The sequence below is a fragment of the Sphingomonas sp. genome (assembly GCF_019749955.1).
In the GTDB taxonomy this organism is placed as follows: domain Bacteria; phylum Pseudomonadota; class Alphaproteobacteria; order Sphingomonadales; family Sphingomonadaceae; genus Sphingomonas.
Window position 1 is genome coordinate 1 of record NZ_JAIEPC010000059.1, and the last position, 20,230, is coordinate 20,230.

Consider the following 20,230-nt stretch of genomic DNA (forward strand, 5'->3'; position numbering starts at 1 on the left):
GCGGGTGCAGGTGCCGCTGCGGCCCTCGCAGGTGCGGCGCCGGGCGTTGCGCCCTCGACATCAGCCTTGACGATCCGCCCGTTTGGACCTGAGCCGCTCAGCGCGCTCAGATCAACGCCCTTTGCTTCGGCGATCCGCCGCGCGAGCGGACTCGCCTTGACGCGATCTGAATCCCCTCTCCCCTCGGGAGAGGGGGTCGCCGCTTCAGCGGCGGGGGGTGAGGGCGACACAGGCGGCGTCGCTTGGGGGGGGGGGGGGGGGGCGGGGGGGGCCGCCCCCCCCCCCCCCCGACACAGGCGGCGTCGCTTGGGGCGCCCCCTCACCCCGACCCTCTCCCCGTGGGGGAGAGGGAGCAGGAGCAGGTTCAGCCTTGGCGGCAGGCGCACTCGCCGCCTCACCCTCGCCGTTCAGCACCGCAATCACCGTGCCGACCTTCACATTGTCGGTCCCTTCCGCGACCAAAATCTTGCCGATCACGCCTTCGTCGACGGCTTCGAATTCCATCGTCGCCTTGTCGGTTTCGATCTCGGCCATCAGGTCGCCGGACTTGACTGTATCGCCTTCCTTGACCAGCCATTTGGCCAGCGTGCCCTCCTCCATCGTTGGCGAGAGGGCGGGCATCTTGATCTCGATCGGCATCGGAAGGGGCGTCCTTCAAGTCAGTCCTGGGGAGACGCCTTCCCTTCGCCATCCGCGCGCGCGGGTCAAGTCCACTTGCGCTTGTCCACGCCGGGGGCCACCTTGGCGCGATAAAATAGGGGGCAAGAGGATGCGCATCTATCTGGTCGTAATCGACGAAACCCCCGAGGCCGAGATTGCGCTGCGCTTCGCCGCGCGGCGTGCGGTGAAGACCGGCGGCGGCGTCGACATCCTCGCGTTGGTGCCCACCGCAGACTTCGTGCCCTGGGGCGGCGTGCAGGCGACGATCGAGGAAGAAGCGCGCGTCCATGCCGAGGGGCTGGTGGCGGCCGCAGCGGGGACGCTGCTCGAGGAATCGGGCATCGCGCCCCGCATCACCGTGCAGCAGGGCGAGGCGAGCAAGGTCATCCGCCAGATGATCGCGAGCAACCCCGAAATCGCCGCCCTCGTCCTCGCCGCCGCACCGAGCGGCCCGCCGGGGCCGCTGGTGACGCACTTCACCGGCTCCGAAGCAGGCGCGCTGTCGATCCCGATCATGATCGTGCCGGGTTCGCTGACGCCCGAGGCGATCGATCGGTTGAGTTGAGGGCGGCAGCGCCCATCGAACTTGGGGCACTGATAAAGGCATGCCGAACGCCGTCGCTGACATCATTGCCGAAATCCACACGGCCTTCCCCGCCAAGACCGACGCGGCATTCGCGCCGCTCGTCAACAGCGAGCAGGGCGATGAGCCTGCGCTCATTGCCCTCGCCTTTGCGGACAAGCTGGACTGGACAGAGCTGGACCCCGAGTGGCTCGACTCCGTGCCGCAAGGGTTGGCTACCGCGCTTTCGTTCCTCTCCGACACGGCGATTTGCTTCTATATCGCGGCCTATATGGTTGCCGATCTGAACGGCGCCCTGCGAAGTGCCGAGCCGATCTATCACCTGACCCATGGGTTTACGAAGTTTTCGATAGACCGCAGAATTTGGCCACGGTCAGCTGAGACCTGGACCGATTATTCGCGGGCACGCTGGTCGCATCTTACTCAAGCGCAAGCGGCGGCGATTGTGCATTATCTGGAATGGCATGCCGTCAACGACGGGACTTGGTCAGACGGCGCAAAGCAAGCCCTGTCGGCATTCTGGTATGATCGAGCGAGCATCGGCTAACCCCTTGCCCCCGCGCCTTCCTCCCGCCACGATAGCGCCATGCGCATCCTCCTCATCCCCGCCCTCCTCGCCACCACGCTGCTGACCGGCGCTGCCGAAGCGCCGCAAGCCCCGTCCCCCACCCGGCTCAAGGCCGACGTCGCCGCGCTGGTGGCGTTCGGCACGCGCAACACGCTGTCCTCTGCGACCGACCCCAAGCGCGGCATCGGCGCCGCGCGCACCTGGGCCGCCGCGCGGTTTGAGGCGATCGGCAAGAGCTGCGGCGGGTGCATCAGCGTCGAGCGGATTTCGCGCAGCTTCACCGGGCCGCGCGCGCCGAACGGTGTTATCGTCGAGGATGTGCTCGGCATCCAGAAGGGCCGCGACCCCAACCGCGTGATCATCATCGGCGCGCATATCGACAGCCGGGGATCGGACACGCTCGACATCACCAAGGACGCACCCGGCGCGAACGACGATGCGTCGGGCGTGGCGCTCGTGCTCGAAGCCGCGCGGCATCTGTCCAAACAGAAGTTCGACGCGACGATCGTCTATGCGATTTTCTCGGGCGAGGAGCAGGGGCTGTGGGGCGGCACCTTGCTCGCCGAAACGGCGAAGGAGCGCGGCTGGGAAGTCTCCGCCATGCTCAACAACGACATTGTCGGCAACACGATGGGCCAGAACGGCATCCGCGTCGCCGACCGGGTGCGCGTGTTCTCCGAGGGTATCCGCGCGTCGGAGGATATCAAGGAACAGCTCGCCCGGCGTGGCAATGGCGGCGAGGATGACGGCCCGAGCCGCGCGCTCGCCAAGACGGTCGATGCGGTCGCGGCGAGCATCCCCAAGGGCCTCGACGTGTTCGTCGATCGGCGCCCCGATCGCTTCGGGCGCGGCGGCGATCATGAGCCGTTCCTGCGGCTCGGCTACCCGGCAGTGCGCTTCTCGGTCGGCGCGGAGAATTGGACGCAGCAGCACCAGGATCTGCGCACCGAAGGCGGCATCGACTATGGCGACACGATCGACAAGATGGACTTCCCCTATCTGGCGAAAGTCACCGCGATCAATATCGCCGCGATCCGTCGCCTCGCCGCCGCGCCCGGCGCGCCGAAGGGGGTGACGATTTCGGGCGCGAGCAGCTTCGACACGTTAGTGAAGTGGCAGCCGGTGCCGGGCGCGGCGAAATACCGCGTCTATTGGCGGCGCACCGATTCGCCCGGCTGGACGGGGAAGCGCGACGTGGCGGCGACGAGCGTGACATTGGTCAACACCTTGATCGACGACCATCTCTTCGCGGTGGCGGCGATCAGCGCGGGTGGGGCGGAGAGCGTGCCGGTGCTGGCAGGGCCCGCACCGCGCTAAGGGCGGGCCCATTTCCCCAACTCCCCCGTTCGTTTCGAGCGAAGTCGAGAAACGGGCCCGGGGCGAGCGCTCCGAAAGGTGTCTCGACTTCGCTCGACACAGACGGGTTGGGTTAGTTCAAACGAGAGTAGCTTGTGATCAAACCAATTCACCCCTCCCCTTCAGGGGAGGGGCTTAAGCGGCGTCAAGCCTCTGTTCCCCTACCGGTGGCAGCACCCGCACACGCAGCGCGGCGCCGGGCGCCACTTGCGGACGGGCTTACGCCACACGCGCTTCTTCGCTGCGGTGTAGGTAACATACTCGGTCACCGTCGTCGTCACCACCGGCGCCGACTGCACCGTCACCGTCGAAACGCTTCCGGGCGGACCCGCAGGGTAGAACTGGCCGTTGACCGTCACGCCGCTGGCATAGCCGCCCGCGCTATAGCTCTGGTAGTAACCACCGGCCGGCACCTCAACGACTTGCTGCTGCTGGTAATTCACGGCTGGCGGCGGCGCGCGCAGCGGCTGCGGCGCTTGCGTCCAGGTGCCGGTGTAGGTGCCTTCCCAGCGGCCAGGGGCGGTATAATAGCCCTGCGGCGTCGGGCCATAGGCGCCTTCATACTGGTCCCAGCCGATATTGCCGACCGAGTCATAGACGCGACCGCGACCGTCGATCATCACCGCGTCGTCATAGTAACGCAGCCAGCGATAGCCGCGCGGCGGCGTGGCGAGACCGTAATAAGCGAAATCGTCGATGAAAAAGTTCGAACCGATCCAATAGTTCGGCAAGCGCCAGCCGCGCGTCGGGCGGCGATAGGCACCCCAGCCGCCGGGCGCGCGATTGCCACCTTCCCAGCGACCATTGACCTGTCCGCCCCAGCGCGAGGCGCGCGGCCCCTGCGGCACTTGGTTGAGCGTATGGACGGGTGGCGCCTGAACCGGGCTGTTCTGCCATTGCACTTGCGGCGCGTTGGGCACCCGCACTTGGGGCGCGTTCGGCACCTGCACCGGCACTTGCGGCACTTGCGGCAGTTGGGCGCCGTACTGGGCACCATATTGCGCGATACTACGGTCGATTCGCTGCGCTGCAACAGGGGTGGCGATCACGCCGGTGGCAAGAATAATCGACGCGATCAAGCGGCTTTGCATGGTAAACGCTCCCTTGCTGACGTCCGCGACGAAATACCGGCGGCAGATCAGTTAACGGATTCAATACCATTTTCGGCGGATTTTCGCCAGTTAGCAACATTGTGCCACTTTGGTGCAGTCAAAGCCGCGTGGCGAGCATCGCAGCCAATGCTTCAACGCCGCGTGCATCCTCTTCGTCAAACCGCGCGACCTTGGGACTGTCGAGATCGATCACGCCGATCAGCACATCGTCGCGCACGATCGGCACCACCAGTTCGGACGCGCTGTCGGCATCGCAGGCGATATGGCCGGGGAAGGCGTGGACATCGTCGACCAATTGCGTCGTGCGGGTCGAGGCCGCCGTGCCGCACACCCCCTGCCCCAGCGGAATGCGGATGCACGCGGGCTTGCCAATGAACGGCCCGAGCACCAGCTCGCCTTCGACCAGCCGGTAAAATCCCGACCAATTGAGATCGGGCAGATATTGCGCGATCAGCGCGGCGGCATTGGCCATATTGGCAACCGCATCTGGCTCGCCCGCCGTCAGCGCGTCGAGCGCGCCGAGCAGGTCACGGTAAAGTGCGGGCTTGTCGCTCGCATCAATCGCAAAGTCATACATGAAGCGCGATGTAGGGGCGCCCATCCCGCTTGGCGAGAGGGCGCTTCCAATGTCGGAAATTGCATGTCAGCGTCAGGTTTCGCTCTTTGACATCAGCGCTGATTCCATAAACTTCCACCGTTCGTTTCGCGCGCAGTCGAGAAACAGGCCAAGGGCGATGGACCCCGTGTCTCGATGTCTCGACGTTGCTCGACAGAGCCTTGGCTCGACACGAACGGGGTGAGGTCGGTACCCCCCTGGGATGGTCGTAACCTTTGACACCTTTCGCGCGCGGCTCAGACCTTGACGATGCCGTGGTCGATCAGGCTGCGCGCGGTATCCACAATCGTTTCCGCCGCATCGCGCGGCACCCAGCCGAGCACCTCGCGCGCATGATCGGCATCGGTCCGCCGCACCGTGCCGAGCTCGCTCGCCACCATCTTGATCGCCGGATCGAACAGGCCCGCGATCCGCAGCATGAAATCGGGCAGGCGCCGCGTGGGCACTTTGCGCGCTTCCTGCCCCAGCCGCTCGCGCAAAATGGCGCCGACTTCGGCCATTTTCATGAACGGCCCCGACGCGATGAAGCGCTCGCCCGCGACCTTGTCCGACGTCAGGCAGCGCACATGCAGATCGGCGACGTCGCGCACATCGACCACGCCGAAGCCAATGTCGGGTAATCCCGGCAGCGACCCCGACAGCAGCCGGGTGACGACTTCGAGTGAACCCGAAAAATCGGGGCTCAGCACAGGCCCCAGCACCAGCGCGGGATTGACCGAGCAATAAGTCATGCCGCTGCCTTCGCGCACCATCCAGTCGCGCGCGGCGCGCTCGGCAATGGTTTTCGACTTCGGGTAGGCATGGACCCCCGGCGTCGCCAAATTGGTCCAGTCCGCCTCAGTATAGTTGGCGACCTTTTGCCGATGGCCATTGGTGATCGCCGCGACCGACGACGTCATCACAAAGCGGGTGACCCCCGCTGCCTTGGCGAAGCGCAGCGCGCGCAATGCACCCTCGCGGGCAGGAACGACCAGATCATCGTCACGCTTGATCGCCCCGGTCGGCAGCGGCGAGGCGACATGGACGACGTGGCTGCATCCGGCATTGGCTTCGGCCCAGCCATCGTCGCTGAGCAGATCGGCGGCGAAGAATTTCAGCTGCGCGTCGGGCACGCCGAGCCAGCCGCGCACTTCGGCCTCACGCGTCAGGCTGCGGATCGTGGTGTGGACTTGCCACCCTTCAGCCACGAGCTGGCGAATGACGAAGCCACCGATGTAACCGCTGCCGCCCGTGACGAGTACCGTGCCGCTCATTGCCGCTCTCCCGAATGATCGAATACGTTTTAGATCGAAACTAATTTCTTGCCAAGCAGATTGGCTTGCTTTGACCGCCGCCAGCGCGCCATCATCGCCATAGGAGAAAGCGATGCCCGAACCCTATCCCGTACCCGCCGATTGGGCGGCCACGGCGCATGTCGATGCGGCGGGCTATGCCGCCCTCTATGCCGCCGCGCAGGCCGATCCGGCGCGCTTCTGGCTCGACCAGGCCCAGCGCCTCGACTGGATGACGCCGCCCACCCGCGCCGGCGACTGGTCGTTCGAGGAAGCGAGCTTCGGCATCAAATGGTTCGACGATGGCGTGCTCAACGTCAGCGCCAATTGCCTCGACCGCCATCTGGCGACGCGCGGCGATCAGGTGGCGCTGGTCTGGGAACCCGACGCGCCGACTGAGGAACCGCGCCGCTTCACCTACCGCCAACTCCACGCCGAAGTCTGCCGCTTCGCCAATGTGCTGAAGGTGAACGGCGCGGCCAAGGGCGACCGCATCACCATCTACATGCCGATGATCCCCGAAGCCGCCTTTGCGGTGCTCGCCTGCGCGCGGATCGGCGCCATTCATTCGGTGGTGTTCGGCGGATTTTCAGCCGAAGCGCTCGCGGGCCGCATCACCGATTGCGATTCGAAGCTGGTGGTGACCGCCGACGAAGGACGGCGCGGCGGCAAGCGCATCCCGCTCAAGGCGGCGGTCGATGCCGCCGCACACCACGCGCCGTGCCTGCAGAAAGTGATCGTCGTTGCGGCAACCGGCGCCGAGGTGACGATGCAGCCGGGCCGTGACGTCTGGTATCACGAAGCCGCCACCACAGCCTCAGCCGACTGCCCGCCCGAGCCGATGGCGGCCGAAGACCCGCTGTTCATCCTCTACACCAGCGGCTCGACCGGCAAGCCGAAGGGCGTGCTCCACACCAGCGGCGGCTATCTGCTTTGGGCGAGCCTGACCCACCACTGGTGTTTCGATTATCGCCCCGGTGACGTCTGGTGGTGCGCCGCCGACATCGGCTGGGTCACCGGGCACAGCTACATCCTCTACGGCCCGTTCGCCAATGGCGCGACGACGCTGATGTACGAAGGCCTGCCCAACTGGCCCGACGCCAGCCGCATCTGGCAGATCGTCGACCGGCATCAGGTCCACACCATCTTCACCGCGCCGACTGCCTTGCGCGCACTGATGAAGGAGGGCGACGGCTTTGTGCAGGCGACCAGCCGCGCATCGCTCAAGCTGCTCGGCACCGTCGGCGAGCCGATCAACCCCGAAGCGTGGCGCTGGTATCATGAGGTCGTCGGCGAGGCCCGCTGCCCGATCATCGATACCTGGTGGCAAACCGAAACCGGTGGCGCGATGATCGCGCCGATGCCCGGCGCGACGGCGCTCAAGCCCGGCAGCGCGACACGCCCCCTTCCCGGCGTGATGCCCCAGATCGTCGATCTCGAAGGCAAGGTGCTCGACGGCGCCGCCGAGGGCAACCTCGTCATTGCGGCGAGCTGGCCGGGGCAGATGCGCACCGTCTGGGGCGATCATGCGCGCTTCTTCCAGACCTATTTCACCACCTACCCTGGCAAATATTTCACCGGCGACGGCTGCCGCCGCGATGCCGATGGCGATTACTGGATCACCGGCCGCGTCGACGATGTCATCAACGTCAGCGGCCACCGCATGGGGACGGCCGAAGTCGAGTCGGCGCTCGTCCTCCACCCCAAGGTCGCCGAAGCCGCCGTCGTCGGCATGCCGCACGACATCAAGGGGCAAGGCATTTACGCCTATGTCACACTCAACGCGGGCGAGATCGGTGACGACGCGCTGCGCGCCGATCTGGTCAAATGGGTGCGGACGGAAATCGGCCCGATCGCCGCGCCCGACGCCCTCCAATTCGCGCCGGGCCTCCCCAAAACCCGCTCGGGCAAGATCATGCGCCGCATCCTGCGCAAGATCGCCGAGGGTGATGTGACGTCGCTCGGCGACACTTCGACCCTCGCCGATCCGCCGGTGGTTGACGATCTTGTCGCCAATCGCGTGGTGTAGGGCAAAGCTGCCATTCCGCTTGCGGCGAAACAGACTCGCCGTTATCCAGCGCCAACACACCAAAAGAGAGGTATCCATGCGCAACAAGACGATGATCCGTTTGTCGACCAGCCTGGCGTTGTTGGCGATGCTTGCCCCCGTCACGGCCAGCGTGGCGAAGCCGGGCGGCAAATCGCTCAAGGCGGCGGCCGTCGCCAAAAAGGCGCGCTACGGCAGCTTCGGCATCGATCTGACGGCCAAGGATCCGGCGATCAAGCCCGGCGACGATTTCTGGACCTTCGCCAATGGCGGCTGGGCCAAGCGCACTGCGATCCCCGCTGACAAGGCCGCCGTCGGCTATGGCAACATCCTGACCGACGAAGCCGAAGTCAACGTCCGCGCAATCCTCGACGATATGGCGAAGAACCCCGCGAAATATGGCGCGACCGGCAAACAGGTTGGCGATTTCTACGGCACGTGGATCGACGAAGCCGGCATCGAGGCCAAGGGCACCGCGCCGCTGAAGCCCTATCTCGAGAAGATCGCCGCGGTGAAGACTCTCACCGATCTGCAGATATTGTTCGCCTCGGTCGGCTATCAGTCGCCGGTGAGCATTGGCGTGATCCCCAATCTCGCCGACCCGACCCGCTATACCGCCGCTGTTGGCCAAAGTGGCCTCGGCATGCCGCGCGACTATTATCTGCTCGAAGGCGAGAAGTACGAAGGCTATCGCAAGGCTTACCGCGCTTACATCGAAAAGATTCAGACGCTGGCCGGCATCGAAAATGCAGCAGCCAAGGCCGACGCGATCATGGCGCTCGAAACCGCCATGGCCAAGGAACATTGGTCGCCCGAAAAGAGCCGCGACATTGCCGCGCTCAATGACCCGCAGGATATCGCTGGCCTGACGAAAAAGGCGCCCGAATTCGACTGGGCACTGATGCTCAAGACCGCCGGACTCGACAGCTCGCCGAAGGTGCTGATGGCGAATAACACCGCGATTATCGCGATCGGCAAGATTATGGCCGCAACGCCGCTCGACGTCTGGAAGGATTACATGGCCTTCCACTTTGTCAGCTCTAATTCCACCTTCCTGCCCAAGGCCTTTGACCAAGCGAACTTCGATTTCTATTCGACCACGCTGTCGGGTGTGAAGACGCAGCGTGATCGCTGGAAGCGCGGTGTGCAGCTCACCAACGGCGCGCTGGGTGAGGCCGTGGGCGCGCTCTACGTCGCGCGCTTTTTCCCGCCCGCGGCCAAGGCGCAGATGCAGGAACTGATCGAAAATCTGCGCGGATCCTATCAAGACCGGATCAGCAAATCGAGCTGGATGGATGAGGCAACGCGCAAGGCGGCACTCGTCAAGCTCGCCGCGTTCGAACCCCGGGTCGGCTATCCCGAAAAGTTCATTGATTATTCCAGCTTCAAGGTGGTGCGCGGCGACATGCTGGGCAACGCGATGCGCTCGGCCGAATTTGCCAACGACCTCCAGCTATCGCGCTTCCCCAAGCCGGTTGACCGCAGCCTGTGGGCAATGACGCCGCAAACGGTGAACGCATACTACAGCCCGCTGGCCAATCAGATCACCTTCCCGGCGGCGATCCTGCAGCCACCCTATTTCGACCCGAACGCCGACCCCGCCGTCAATTATGGCGCGATCGGCGCGATCATCGGCCATGAAATGGGCCATGGCTTCGACGATCAGGGCAGCCAGTTTGGCCCGACCGGCAAGTTCGAAAATTGGTGGACGCCCGCTGCCAAGACCGCCTTCAAGGAGCGGACCGCCGCGCTCGCTGCGCAATATGACCAATTTGAAGGCCTGCCGGGGTCGAAAGTGAACGGCAAGCTGACGCTCGGCGAGAATATCGGCGATCTTGGCGGGCTGGAGGCGGCTTATGGCGCCTATCAGCGCTATCAGGCCAAGCATGGCAAGGCCAAGGTGATTGGCGGCCTGACCGGCGATCAGCGCTTCTTCATGGCCTGGGCGCAAGCCTGGCAGACCAAGCTGCGCGACGATGCGGCGCTGGCACGCTTGCGCACCGATCCGCACAGCCCGCCCTATTTCCGGGTCAATGGCGTCGTGCGCAACAGGGACGCGTGGTACGCCGCCTTTAACATCACGCCGGACAGCAAGCTCTACATCGCCCCCGAGAAGCGCGTCCACATCTGGTAAACTCGGCAATCTTCGCCCATGCTGCGCTCCATAAAACAAGGAGAGGCAGCATGGGCGAAATGCAGATCAGGCCGTTGGCGCCGCATTGCGGATCGGAAGTCACCGGCGTCGATGTCCGCGCGATGGGCGACGATGAGCTGGCGGCGATCCGGCAGGCGCTCGCCGACACTGGCGTGGTGCTACTGCGCGACCAGCAACTGACGCCGGAAGACCATATCGCCTTTGCCCGGCGCTGGGGCGATATCGACGTCAACAATTACTTCCCCGCCAACGGCGGCTATCCCGAAATCGCCGAAGTCCGCAAAGCCGAGACGCAGTTCGTCAACATCGGCGGCGGCTGGCATACCGATCACAGCTATGATCCGGTCCCGGCGATGGGATCGATCCTCGTCGCGCGCGAGCTGCCCCCGGTCGGGGGCGACACGCTCTTCGCGAGCATGGGCGCGGCATACGATGCGCTGTCGGACGGGCTGAAGGCGACGCTTGGCGGCTTACGCGCGGTGCACAGCGCCGATCACATCTACGGCCATGACGGCATTTACGCCAAGACCGATCAGGCCGCCGACTTGAAGGGCCATGACGTAAGCGCCAATGCGGTCCACCCGGCGGTGATCCACCACCCGGTCACCGGTCGCGAACTGCTCTACGTCAACCCCGCCTTCACGCTGCATTTCGAAGGATGGACGCGCGAAGAAAGCGCGCCGCTGCTACAATATCTCTACGGCGTCGCGATGCGCGACGAATTCCAGTGCCGCCTGCAATGGGCGCCGGGATCGGTCGCGGTGTGGGACAATCGCTCGACCTGGCATTTCGCGGTCAACGACTACCACGGGCACAAACGGCTGATGCACCGCATCACGATTTCGGGCGTGCCGCTGAGTTAGCGCTCAGCCAAGTTTGCGGGAATCACGTTTCACCGTTCGTGCTGAGCTTGTCGAAGCACCGTCCTTCTTCTTCGAGCGGTTGGCAGAAGAAAGACAGCCCTTCGACAAGCTCAGGGCAAGCAGCATTGGCTTGAAATTCTACGCCGGCCCTCGTTGCCCACCCCTGATCTCAGCCCCCTGCTCATCGAGCTTCGGCGGCAGGCTCGGCGCGCGCGCGGGCATCGCGCCGAATTTCACCGGCGGGCGCATTTCGAAATAATCGCCTTCGGTCGGGTGGGTGCGCCGCTGGAAGAAGCCGGTCGCTTTCAGATGCGGGTCGTCCATGATGTCATCGACGTCGCGCGCCTCCCGCGCTGGCAGATTGGCGGCCTCGCAGCGTGCGAGTAGCTCGGCGGTGGTCAACCCCGGCGTCAGCCGCGCGACTTCGTGATACATCAGCGCCATATTGTGGAAGCGGTCTGTGGTGGTCGCGAGCTCGGGTCTTTCCAGAAACGCCGACGCCTCCAGCACTTCAAACAGGCTCAGCCAATGCCGGTCGCCATAGGCCGCAATCGCGACATAGCCGTCGCTGGTCGGAAACGGCTGGCGGTTCGGATCGACCTGCCGCGCGTAACAGGTCGGCGCATTGGGCGGATCGAAGGTGTGCCCGCCCAGATGCTCGAGCAGGATGAAATGGGTGAACGCCTCAAGCATCGGCACTTCGACCAACTGCCCCTCGCCCGTCCGCATCCGGTGGATCAGCGCGGCCAGCACCGCATAGGCGCCGTGCAGCCCCGACACCTTGTCCGCGATCAGCGACGGGATGAAGCGCGGCGCCGCGCCGCCATCGACGCGTTTCGAAAGGCTCGTCGCCCCGCTCGCGGCCTGGATGACATCGTCATAGGCCGGCAGATCGGCATAAGGCCCATCCTGTCCGAAGCCGACGCAATGGACATAGATGATGTCGGGCCGGATCGCCCGCACGCTCGCATAATCAAGGCCGAGCCGCTCCATCCCCTGCCCGCGCACATTCGACACGAACACATCGGCGTCGGCGAGCAGCGCCTTCATCGTCGCGAGATCATCGGGCTTCTTCAGATCGAGCAGCACCGACTGCTTGCCGCGATTGAGCGCGAGAAAGCCCGGCCCCATCCCCGGCGTCGCCCCCGGCTTGCCCGCCCAGCGGAACACATCGCCCATCGGCGGCGATTCGACCTTGATCACGTCGGCACCCAGATCGGCGAGCGTTTGCGTGCAATAGGGACCGAACACGACGCTGGTGAGGTCGACCACCTTGATGCCGCTCAACATCGGCTTGCCGTCGCCTGGGGTCATGCTGCGCCTCCGATCGCGGTGATGATGTTCGCGCGGCCATCGTGCGCGATTTGTGCGGTGCGGCCAAGCGGATCGGCGGCGAGCAGTGCGGCGAGGGTCGCGGCGTCATCGCGCGCGGTGGCGGCGAGGATGCGCGCGCCCGAAGCCGTGGTGCCGATAACATAGCCGCGCTGGGGCACACCCTTTTTGAAGGCGACGGTATAGGTGTCGATTGTCGCTTCGGCGGGGCCATCGACCAGGTGCGGCGTAGAATCGGCGGCAATTTGCTGCACAATTGCTGCGCTCGATACCGGCGCCCACTCGCGCGGAGGCGTGGCCGAATAGACCCCCGCCGCTTCCTTCGACATGAACCCGCCATTGGCGAGGATCAGCCCAAACGCCTCGGGCGCGGCGCGCAACCGCTCAGCCATCGTCGCGATCGCATGGAGCGAATAGCTGTTACCCGGCCCGCCGAAGAATGGCAGCCCGCCGGTAACCGTCGCAGGCGTCGCGCGCCAATGGAGCCCGAGCGCCTCGGCTGCAAGGAGCACCACGCAGGGGAAGCAACTGTAAAGGTCGAACAGCGCGATATCGGCGGCGGCCTTGCCCGCCGACGCCAATGCCTGCGCAAGCACCAGCTCGATCGCACGCGACCGCGACAGATCGGGCCGCTCCGTCGGCGTCCGGTCGGCGGCTTGCGCATAGCCGTGGAGATAGATGCGCTTGGCAGGCGCAATGCCGAGCTGATCGGCCTCGCCCACCGAGGTCAGCACCAAAGCCGCACCCTGATTCACCGCATCCTGCGCGACATGCCATTTGAGATAGGGGTCGGCGACCGGGTAATTCTCCGCCGACGGTGTCGAGAGGAAAGCCGCGCTGCGTTCGACAGGAAACTGGCTGTACGGATTGGCCGCCGCCACTTGCGAAAAGCCCGCCCAAAGCTCGGCCATCAGCGCGCCATGCGCCGAGCGCGACAGCCCCAACCGCCCCCGCAGCGCGAGCTCGAATGCCGGATAGGTCAGAGTCGGCGCGCCGAGGCCATTGGTGATTTCGTAAGGCGACAACAGCCGCGACCCCAACCCGCGATCGGTGAAATCCGCCTCGCTGCTGCGCGACCAGTCGAGCGCCTGCCCCAGCCGCAGCGCCGTCTTCACCGCTGCCGTCGCCTCGCTGCCCGCGATGAGCACAGCGCGCGCTTCGCCAGCGTGGATCGCCTCAGCAGCTTCGCTCACCAGCGCCTGCGGCTGATCGCCACCGACCAGTGAATAGATCGCGTCGACCGGCCCCAGCCCCAGATCCTCGGCCAGCGTCCCCGGCGGATTCGCACAGCGCCCGAACAGCTGCGGCGCCCCCGGCACCGAATCGGCCATCGTGCGGATCACCACCACACGGTCGATCGCCGCCGCCAGCCCCGCCGCCCCGCTATCCGCCAGCGCCGCGCGCGCAGCATCGGCACGCAATCCGGCGGGGTCAGGCGCCACCCCCTCCCCGCGCCACTGCACCGTAAGCTGGCCGACCCCGACCAGCACCGGCGTGCGCGGATCGACCGCGCTCATGCGACCGCCGCCAGCATCGCATCGACCCATGCCGGCACCAGAACGCTCGCGGGGCCAGTGCGGCTTTCATCAAACAAATGGCTGCCCGCGCTCGGCTCAAGATTGAGCTCCAACGTCTCCGCCCCGTGCCAGCGCGCGGTCTGGACAAAGCCCGCCGCCGGATAGACCGCGCCCGAAGTACCGATCGACACGAAGATATGGGCGCGGGCGATGGCGGCTTCGATCACCTCCATCCGGTACGGCATCTCGCCGAAGAACACGATGTCGGGCCGCAGCGCCGCCGCGCCGCACACCGGACAGCTTGTGCGGGGTGCCAGCGAGCCCTCCCACCGTGATTGGTCGCCACAGCTTGCACACAGCGCCGACCGCAATTCGCCATGCATATGCAGCAGCCGCTTGGCGCCCGCGCGCTCGTGCAGATCATCGACATTCTGCGTCACGATCAGCAACTCGCCCGGCCATGCCGCATCGAGCCGCGCCAGCGCGTCATGCGCGGGATTGGGCACTACCGTCGCCAGCGCCGCTCGCCGCAAATCATAGAAGCGATGCACCAGCACCGGATCGCGCGCGAGCGCCTCGGGCGTGCAGACATCCTCAACCCGGTGCCCTTCCCAGAGTCCGCCGGGACCGCGGAAGGTCGCGATACCGCTCTCGGCCGAAATTCCCGCGCCGGTCAGGATCACAATGTTCGTCGCCCGCGTCATCATCGCAGCATAGGAAAGCACGCCGCACGGCGCCAGCCACACGATCGCCCCTTGTCGGGCGCGGGCGCTTTCTGCCATGCGCAGCACCGACCCTGGGAGAGCATGCGATGACGGCGATCGGGATTCTGGGCAGTGCCGGGCGGATGGGGCGCGCGATTGCCGATGCGCTGGCCAGCCACGGCGCGACGCTGGCGGGCGGCATCGATGCGGGCGGCGATCCTGCCGCGCTCTCCGCCACCGCCGATGTGTTGGTCGACTTCACCGTCCCCGGGGCGCTCGCGGCCAATCTCGCCGCCGCCCGCGCCGGTGGCACGCCGATTCTGGTCGGCACCACCGGCCTCGGCGCCGCGCATCATGCGTTGATCGAGGACGCCGCGCACGACATCGCGGTGCTCCAGACCGGCAACACGTCGCTCGGCATCACCTTGCTCGCGCGGCTGGTGCGCGAAGCCGCCGAGCGGCTCGGCCCCGCATGGGACATCGAGATCGTCGAGATGCACCACCGCGCCAAGGTCGACGCGCCCTCGGGGACCGCGCTGCTGCTCGGTGAGGCCGCCGCTGCGGGGCGCGGTACGGAGCTTGGCGACCTGTCGGTGATTGGCCGCGCAGGCCTGTCGGGTGACCGTGCCGAGGGGACGATCGGCATTGCGTCGCTGCGCGGCGGCTCGGTCGCGGGCGATCATCAAGTGATTTTCGCAGGCCCCGGCGAGCGGATCGAGCTCGGCCACCGCGCCGAAGACCGCGCGATCTTCGCCAATGGCGCGGTGACGGCGGCGCTGTGGCTCGCGGGTCGCGCACCGAGGCGCTACAGCATGGCCGAGGTGCTGGGGCTATGATCGAGTTTCTCCGGCGGCTTCTCGGCGGACCGCCGCATCCGGGTCCGGCGACTGTGGAGCCCATCCCCGCTGGCAACACTAAGAAACCGGTCAAACCACCCATCCCGGACATCGAGCTGGCGGAATTTAAGACGTGGTTTCTGCAGCAAACCCGGCCGGCGCTCGCACTGATGCCCGATGCATCGGCGGCAATAGCCGCATCTGGTTCGCGACTCTGCGGTCCAGCATGGCTGGCCGAGGGCGAAACGTGGCCTTCCGACGCCCAAGGCGTCCCGCTTGAATTTCTTGCGCAACTCGACTGCGCCGAATGCCAGGAACTTGATGGCTACCCGGAGAGCGGGATCATCCAGTTCTTCATTGGGCGTGGCGACCTTCATGGTGCCGATTTCGATGATCCAACTCGCGCGACCATGCTGGTCCGTCGATGCGATGTTACAGCGCCGGGCTCCCTCATCCCACCGCCGCCGTTAGAAATTGTGGCCGGGGTTGAGTTCTCGGACTTTTCTCCCTTTCAGGATGATGCAGTGCGCAGCGCCGGGATCGGTCTGCGCCCGACGTTGATTGTCGATCGGATCGATCAAAGCATCATGGCGGCTGAAAAGCGCATCACGGCGCTGTATCAGCACTACACTATCGACGCGCTCGAAGCCTTTCTTGAGAGCGACGCGGCCGCGCGACCGTTGCGTCACCAAACGGGCGGCTATCCCGCTTACACACAAAGCGACGTGCACTATCAGCTCGCTTTTGCTGACTTCGATCACGTCCTGCTGCGCCTGACCTCTGATGAGCTCGTGATGTGGGGCGACGTTGGCGAATGCGTGTTCCTGATCCGCAGCAGCGACCTTGCGCGGGCCGATTTCTCCCGCGTTGCTTATTCTTGGGATTGCCATTGAAAAAAGCCGACGTCATCGACTTCTACGCTCGGCTCGCCGCCGATAATCCGCACCCGGAAACCGAGCTGGCGTTCGGCAATCCCTATCAGCTCGTCGTCGCGGTCGCGCTGTCGGCGCAATCGACCGACATCGGCGTCAACAAGGCGACGCGCGCGCTGTTTGCCGAGGTGGCGACGCCCGCGCAAATGCTCGCACTCGGCGAAGCGGGCCTCAAGGAGCACATCAAGACGATCGGCCTGTTCAATACCAAGGCCAAGAATGTCATCGCGCTCTCACAAATGCTCGTCGACGAGCATGGCGGTGAAGTCCCCGCCGACCGCGACGCGCTCGAAAAGCTGCCGGGGGTCGGGCGCAAGACCGCCAATGTCGTGCTCAACGTCGCTTTCGGGGCGGAGACTTTCGCGGTCGACACCCACATTTTCCGCGTCGGCAATCGCACCGGCCTCGCCAAGGGCAAGACCCCGCTCGCGGTCGAGCTCAATCTCGACAAGGCGACCCCGGCGCCGTTCCGGGTGCACGCGCATCACTGGCTGATTCTGCACGGACGCTATATATGCAAGGCGCGCACGCCCGAATGCTGGCGCTGCCCTGTGGCCGATCTGTGCGCGTACAAGCCCAAGACGCCCGCGCCCAAAGCGCGGGCCAAGGAGGTCGCATGAAAACCCCGATGCTCGCGACAATTGCTTTGCTCGGCGGACTGGCGCTGGCCGGTCCGGGCGCCGCGCGCGACACGACCGTACCCGAAGCGACACCGGTCGGCGCGCCGCAAAGCTGCATCACCCGCCACCGCATTGCGCAGAGCCTGGTGCGCAGCGATTCGGTGATCGACTTCGTGATGATCGACCGCAAGGTCTACCGCGTCACCCTGCCGCAAGCCTGCCCCGGCCTCGGCTTTCAGGAGCGGTTCGGCTATACGCTGTCGATCGACCAACTCTGTTCGAGCGACATCATCACCGTGCTGTACCAGGATCCGGTGGGCCCCGGCGCCCGCTGCGCGCTCGCGCCGTTCCAGCAAGTGACGCTGCCGCCGCGAGTAAGGCGCGCGCGCTGAAACCACTGGCGCGGCCGGGGATGCTTTGCTAGGCGCGACGATCAGGCACCCGTAGCTCAGCTGGATAGAGCGCTGCCCTCCGAAGGCAGAGGCCACTGGTTCGAATCCAGTCGGGTGCACCATTCTTGGTCGCGCAGCGAAATGCGTCGGCCTCTCTTCCATTGCCGGAAAACCGGTGCGAGGGTTACCCCGCACCGCTCTTTGACAACCGAATCCTGCCAGCAAAGCGACGTCCGTGGCCAGGGTGCAGCGCGACACCCCCTAGGATGGTCGTAACTTTTGGCACTTTTCGCGCCCGATCTTCCGGGATCGGCTTGCTCGGGCGGCTTGTTCGGGGGGAACCGCCATAGCGGCGGCGGCCACCGCAATGGTCGGGGCGATAGGATTCGAACCTACGACCCCTGGACCCCGAGACCAGTGCGCTACCAGACTGCGCCACGCCCCGACACATTGCAGGGGGACGCGCCTAGCTTGGCGATGCCCGCCTATCAAGGTCAAAATGATCGCATCACGCGTGACAAGGTGCACGCCCCCGCCGAATCTCGCTTCTGCCAGCCTCAGTCGAAGGGACTCACTCTTGATCCGTTCGTGCTAAGCTTGTCGAAGCACCGTCCTTCTTTCGCGATCGGCGGGCAAAAGAAGGACGGCCCTTCGACAAGCTCAGGGCAAACGGTGTGGAGTGAATCACCTCAGCCTACCCCCGGCCCCAGCTAATCCGCCAGCGCCGCGAGCATTGCCGCCATCGAGGTGAATTTCTCGCGCGGGGCGCCGTCGCGGGCGCGGGCGATTTCGGCGGCTTCGATTTTTTTCCAGTCGCGAAACGTCACGATATCGACGCCGCGCGCCGACAGCAGCCGGTCGAGGCCGGGGCGACCTTCCTTGCCGCTGCCGCCTGCTACTTCGGCGCCGATGCGATCGGCCACGGCCTGGCCGTCGGGGCGGTTGGTGCCGATCGTGCCGGTCGGCCCGCGCCGCGCCCAGCCGACCGCGTACAGCCCCGGCGCGATCAGCCCGTCAACATTGGCGAAGCGCCCCGCGCGCTCATCATAGGGCACGCCGGGAATCGGCGGGGTCTTATAGCCGATGCAACTGACGATCAGGCTCGCCGGGACGGCATAAGTCTCACCCGTGCCGCTGACGCCGCCCAATTCATCGAGCCGCGTGCGCTCGACAATCACGCGTTCGGCGTGGCCATTGCCCTCGATCCGCACCGGTGCTGCAAAGAAATCGAACGCCACCGTCATTGGCTTGGGCGGCAGCGTGGTGAACTCGCGCAGATGCGCGACCGACTTGCGCAGCCCCGGTTCGAGCGCGGCATCGGCCTCGACCGGCGGCAGATCGGCCGGATCGACCGACGGCGCCGAGCGTGCGAGATGGCCGAGTTCGCCCAGCTCCTTGGGCGTCATCGCGATTTGATGCGGCCCGCGCCGCCCGAGGATCGTGATCCGGCGGATCGTCGCCGCGTCGAGCGCGTCGAGCGCGGGCGCGGTAATGTCCGATCCGGCAAACTCGGCGCGCGTCTTCGACAGGATACGCGCCACGTCGAGCGCGACATTGCCGACGCCAATCACCGCGACATCGGGGCCGTTCAGCGGCGGCGCAAGACCTTCATGGTCGGGGTGCCCATTATACCAGCCGACGAACGCCGCCGAGCCGATCACGCCGGGCAAATCCTCCCCCGGGATCCCCAACGACCGATCGCGCGGGGCGCCGGTTGCCAGCACCACGGCGTCGTACAGGCCATGCAGCTCGTCGATGCTCAGGTCGCGCCCCAGCCGGACATTGCCGACGAAGCGGACATTGTCGGTCAGCGCGACGGCTTCATAGCGGCGCGAAACGCCCTTGATCGACTGGTGATCGGGCGCGACGCCGAAGCGGATCAGGCCATAAGGCACCGGCAACTGATCGATGATGTCGATCCGCACGGCATCGCCGAACAGCTTCTGGCATGCCTCTGCCGTGTAATAGCCTGCAGGGCCCGACCCGATGACGGCGATGTGGCGCATCTCGCTCTCTCCTTTTGCGCGCACGCTAGCGAGCGATTCGTCAAGGCTAAAGCCCCGAATGTCCCTTGCGCCATTTGGCCCAGAGATGGCGGGCAAGCATCGCGGGCGGCATGCGGAGCCAATGGCTGCGAATGTAGAAGCCTAGCCGCGTGACGGGGCGAGTGGTGCGCCCCCAGCCGTCGCGCGCGGTGACGCGGCGGAGGAAGAGCCGGTCGGTGGCGTCGAGCTGCCCCCAATCGGCGCCGGCTTCGGTGCCATAGAGCGCGGTCGCGAGCCGGATGGCGCGCGCCACAGCAGGCCTTAGGCCATGATGCCCCGCGCGATCAGCAAGGCCCTCGACCCCGAATTCTTCGACCAGGCAGTGAATATCCCACAGATTGCGCAGGCCCCCCGCCAGATCGCCGTCAGCGATCAGATGCGCGGCGGCGTGGCAAATCATGTCCTGCGGGTTGAGCATCGACAGCCCACCCTCAAGCGGCAAAGCGTCCGCGATCAGCGCATCGGCGTCGGGTGTCACCCGCGCGGTGAGCGGCAAGACGGTGTGATGGACATCGATCATCCGGTCGCGCTCGCGGTGGATCAGTGGCGGCAGCTCGTGCATCCAGCGGCGATAATAGGCGTCGTCATAGGGATCGGGCTTGACCCATTCCCACCCCGCCG

At 65.8% G+C, this 20,230-nt stretch carries 18 protein-coding genes, 2 tRNA genes and 1 pseudogene; 11 read left to right on the forward strand and 10 right to left on the reverse strand.

Translation table 11 applies throughout. From position 1 onward, the window contains the following. Positions 1 to 639, reverse strand: a pseudogene (locus K2W81_RS11765) (biotin/lipoyl-containing protein); the annotation flags it as partial. Positions 640 to 769: 130 nt separating this feature from the next. Here K2W81_RS11765 and K2W81_RS11770 point away from each other — a divergent pair. Genes K2W81_RS11770 through K2W81_RS11780 form a run of 3 tightly spaced genes read left to right on the forward strand, consistent with a single transcriptional unit; the run spans position 770 to position 3,128 of the window. Beyond that, positions 770 to 1,225, forward strand: a complete 456-nt coding sequence (locus K2W81_RS11770) for a universal stress protein (protein ID WP_294104512.1) — start codon at positions 770 to 772, stop codon at positions 1,223 to 1,225. 40 nt (positions 1,226 to 1,265) lie between these two features. Continuing rightward, positions 1,266 to 1,790, forward strand: a complete 525-nt coding sequence (locus K2W81_RS11775) for a DUF6714 family protein (RefSeq protein WP_294104515.1) — start codon at positions 1,266 to 1,268, stop codon at positions 1,788 to 1,790. A 39-nt stretch (positions 1,791 to 1,829) separates the two neighbouring features. Further along, positions 1,830 to 3,128 carry a M28 family metallopeptidase gene (locus tag K2W81_RS11780; RefSeq protein WP_294104517.1) on the forward strand — a complete coding sequence of 433 codons (1,299 nt, stop codon included), beginning with the start codon at positions 1,830 to 1,832 and terminating at the stop codon, positions 3,126 to 3,128. Between the two features lie 200 nt (positions 3,129 to 3,328). Here the strand turns inward: K2W81_RS11780 and K2W81_RS11785 are convergent, their stop codons facing one another. The 3 genes from K2W81_RS11785 to K2W81_RS11795 all read right to left on the reverse strand — a co-directional run bounded on the left by K2W81_RS11785 (position 3,329) and on the right by K2W81_RS11795 (position 6,148). Continuing rightward, complete coding sequence (locus tag K2W81_RS11785) at positions 3,329 to 4,258, reverse strand: RcnB family protein (protein ID WP_294104519.1); 930 nt, start codon at positions 4,256 to 4,258, stop codon at positions 3,329 to 3,331. Between the two features lie 118 nt (positions 4,259 to 4,376). Next, positions 4,377 to 4,856, reverse strand: a complete 480-nt coding sequence (locus K2W81_RS11790; protein ID WP_294104521.1) for a GAF domain-containing protein — start codon at positions 4,854 to 4,856, stop codon at positions 4,377 to 4,379. Between the two features lie 275 nt (positions 4,857 to 5,131). Next, the gene (locus tag K2W81_RS11795; RefSeq protein ID WP_294104523.1) at positions 5,132 to 6,148 is read right to left on the reverse strand and encodes an NAD-dependent epimerase/dehydratase family protein; all 1,017 of its coding nucleotides are present in this window, start codon (positions 6,146 to 6,148) and stop codon (positions 5,132 to 5,134) included. Positions 6,149 to 6,260: 112 nt separating this feature from the next. On the opposite strand from K2W81_RS11795, the gene acs reads away from it, so the two are divergent. The 3 genes from acs to K2W81_RS11810 all read left to right on the forward strand — a co-directional run bounded on the left by acs (position 6,261) and on the right by K2W81_RS11810 (position 11,231). Next, positions 6,261 to 8,195, forward strand: coding sequence for an acetate--CoA ligase (acs, locus tag K2W81_RS11800; RefSeq protein ID WP_294104526.1), 1,935 nt, complete (start codon positions 6,261 to 6,263; stop codon positions 8,193 to 8,195). A 76-nt stretch (positions 8,196 to 8,271) separates the two neighbouring features. Continuing rightward, on the forward strand, positions 8,272 to 10,347 hold the full coding sequence (locus K2W81_RS11805) for a M13 family metallopeptidase (protein ID WP_294104528.1): 2,076 nt from the start codon (positions 8,272 to 8,274) through the stop codon (positions 10,345 to 10,347). A 50-nt stretch (positions 10,348 to 10,397) separates the two neighbouring features. Further along, on the forward strand, positions 10,398 to 11,231 hold the full coding sequence (locus K2W81_RS11810) for a TauD/TfdA family dioxygenase (RefSeq protein ID WP_294104531.1): 834 nt from the start codon (positions 10,398 to 10,400) through the stop codon (positions 11,229 to 11,231). Between the two features lie 138 nt (positions 11,232 to 11,369). Here the strand turns inward: K2W81_RS11810 and K2W81_RS11815 are convergent, their stop codons facing one another. The 3 genes from K2W81_RS11815 to K2W81_RS11825 are packed head-to-tail and all read right to left on the reverse strand — an operon-like array spanning position 11,370 to position 14,784. Continuing rightward, entirely contained in the window at positions 11,370 to 12,545 is a 1,176-nt protein-coding gene (locus K2W81_RS11815; RefSeq protein WP_294104533.1) for a CoA transferase, read from the reverse strand. After that, a complete protein-coding gene (locus K2W81_RS11820; protein WP_294104534.1) occupies positions 12,542 to 14,080 on the reverse strand; it encodes a hypothetical protein in 1,539 nt (512 codons plus the stop codon). Before K2W81_RS11820 ends, K2W81_RS11815 begins: the two co-directional genes overlap by 4 nt. Next, entirely contained in the window at positions 14,077 to 14,784 is a 708-nt protein-coding gene (locus K2W81_RS11825) for an NAD-dependent deacylase (RefSeq protein WP_294104548.1), read from the reverse strand. Before K2W81_RS11825 ends, K2W81_RS11820 begins: the two co-directional genes overlap by 4 nt. A 107-nt stretch (positions 14,785 to 14,891) precedes the next feature. On the opposite strand from K2W81_RS11825, the gene dapB reads away from it, so the two are divergent. The 5 genes from dapB to K2W81_RS11850 all read left to right on the forward strand — a co-directional run bounded on the left by dapB (position 14,892) and on the right by K2W81_RS11850 (position 17,686). Further along, positions 14,892 to 15,620 (forward strand): 4-hydroxy-tetrahydrodipicolinate reductase, encoded by a 729-nt coding sequence (dapB, locus tag K2W81_RS11830; protein WP_294104536.1) that lies wholly within the window; start codon positions 14,892 to 14,894, stop codon positions 15,618 to 15,620. Then, positions 15,617 to 16,513 carry a DUF1963 domain-containing protein gene (locus K2W81_RS11835; protein WP_294104538.1) on the forward strand — a complete coding sequence of 299 codons (897 nt, stop codon included), beginning with the start codon at positions 15,617 to 15,619 and terminating at the stop codon, positions 16,511 to 16,513. The genes dapB and K2W81_RS11835 overlap by 4 nt, the downstream gene beginning before the upstream one ends. After that, positions 16,510 to 17,172 carry an endonuclease III gene (gene nth, locus K2W81_RS11840; RefSeq protein WP_294104540.1) on the forward strand — a complete coding sequence of 221 codons (663 nt, stop codon included), beginning with the start codon at positions 16,510 to 16,512 and terminating at the stop codon, positions 17,170 to 17,172. Before K2W81_RS11835 ends, nth begins: the two co-directional genes overlap by 4 nt. Further along, positions 17,169 to 17,564: a hypothetical protein gene (locus K2W81_RS11845; protein ID WP_294104542.1), complete on the forward strand. Its 396-nt coding sequence runs from the start codon at positions 17,169 to 17,171 to the stop codon at positions 17,562 to 17,564. Before nth ends, K2W81_RS11845 begins: the two co-directional genes overlap by 4 nt. Before the next feature lie 45 nt (positions 17,565 to 17,609). Beyond that, a tRNA-Arg gene (locus K2W81_RS11850) sits at positions 17,610 to 17,686 on the forward strand. Between the two features lie 246 nt (positions 17,687 to 17,932). Here K2W81_RS11850 and K2W81_RS11855 read toward each other — a convergent pair. The 3 genes from K2W81_RS11855 to K2W81_RS11865 form a co-directional block, all read right to left on the reverse strand. Next, positions 17,933 to 18,009: transfer RNA gene (locus K2W81_RS11855), tRNA-Pro, on the reverse strand. Positions 18,010 to 18,274: 265 nt separating this feature from the next. Then, on the reverse strand, positions 18,275 to 19,570 hold the full coding sequence (locus K2W81_RS11860) for an FAD-dependent oxidoreductase (protein WP_294104544.1): 1,296 nt from the start codon (positions 19,568 to 19,570) through the stop codon (positions 18,275 to 18,277). Between the two features lie 46 nt (positions 19,571 to 19,616). Next, positions 19,617 to 20,230: nucleotidyltransferase family protein (locus tag K2W81_RS11865; RefSeq protein WP_294104546.1), on the reverse strand; the 614-nt coding region annotated here is incomplete at its 5' end.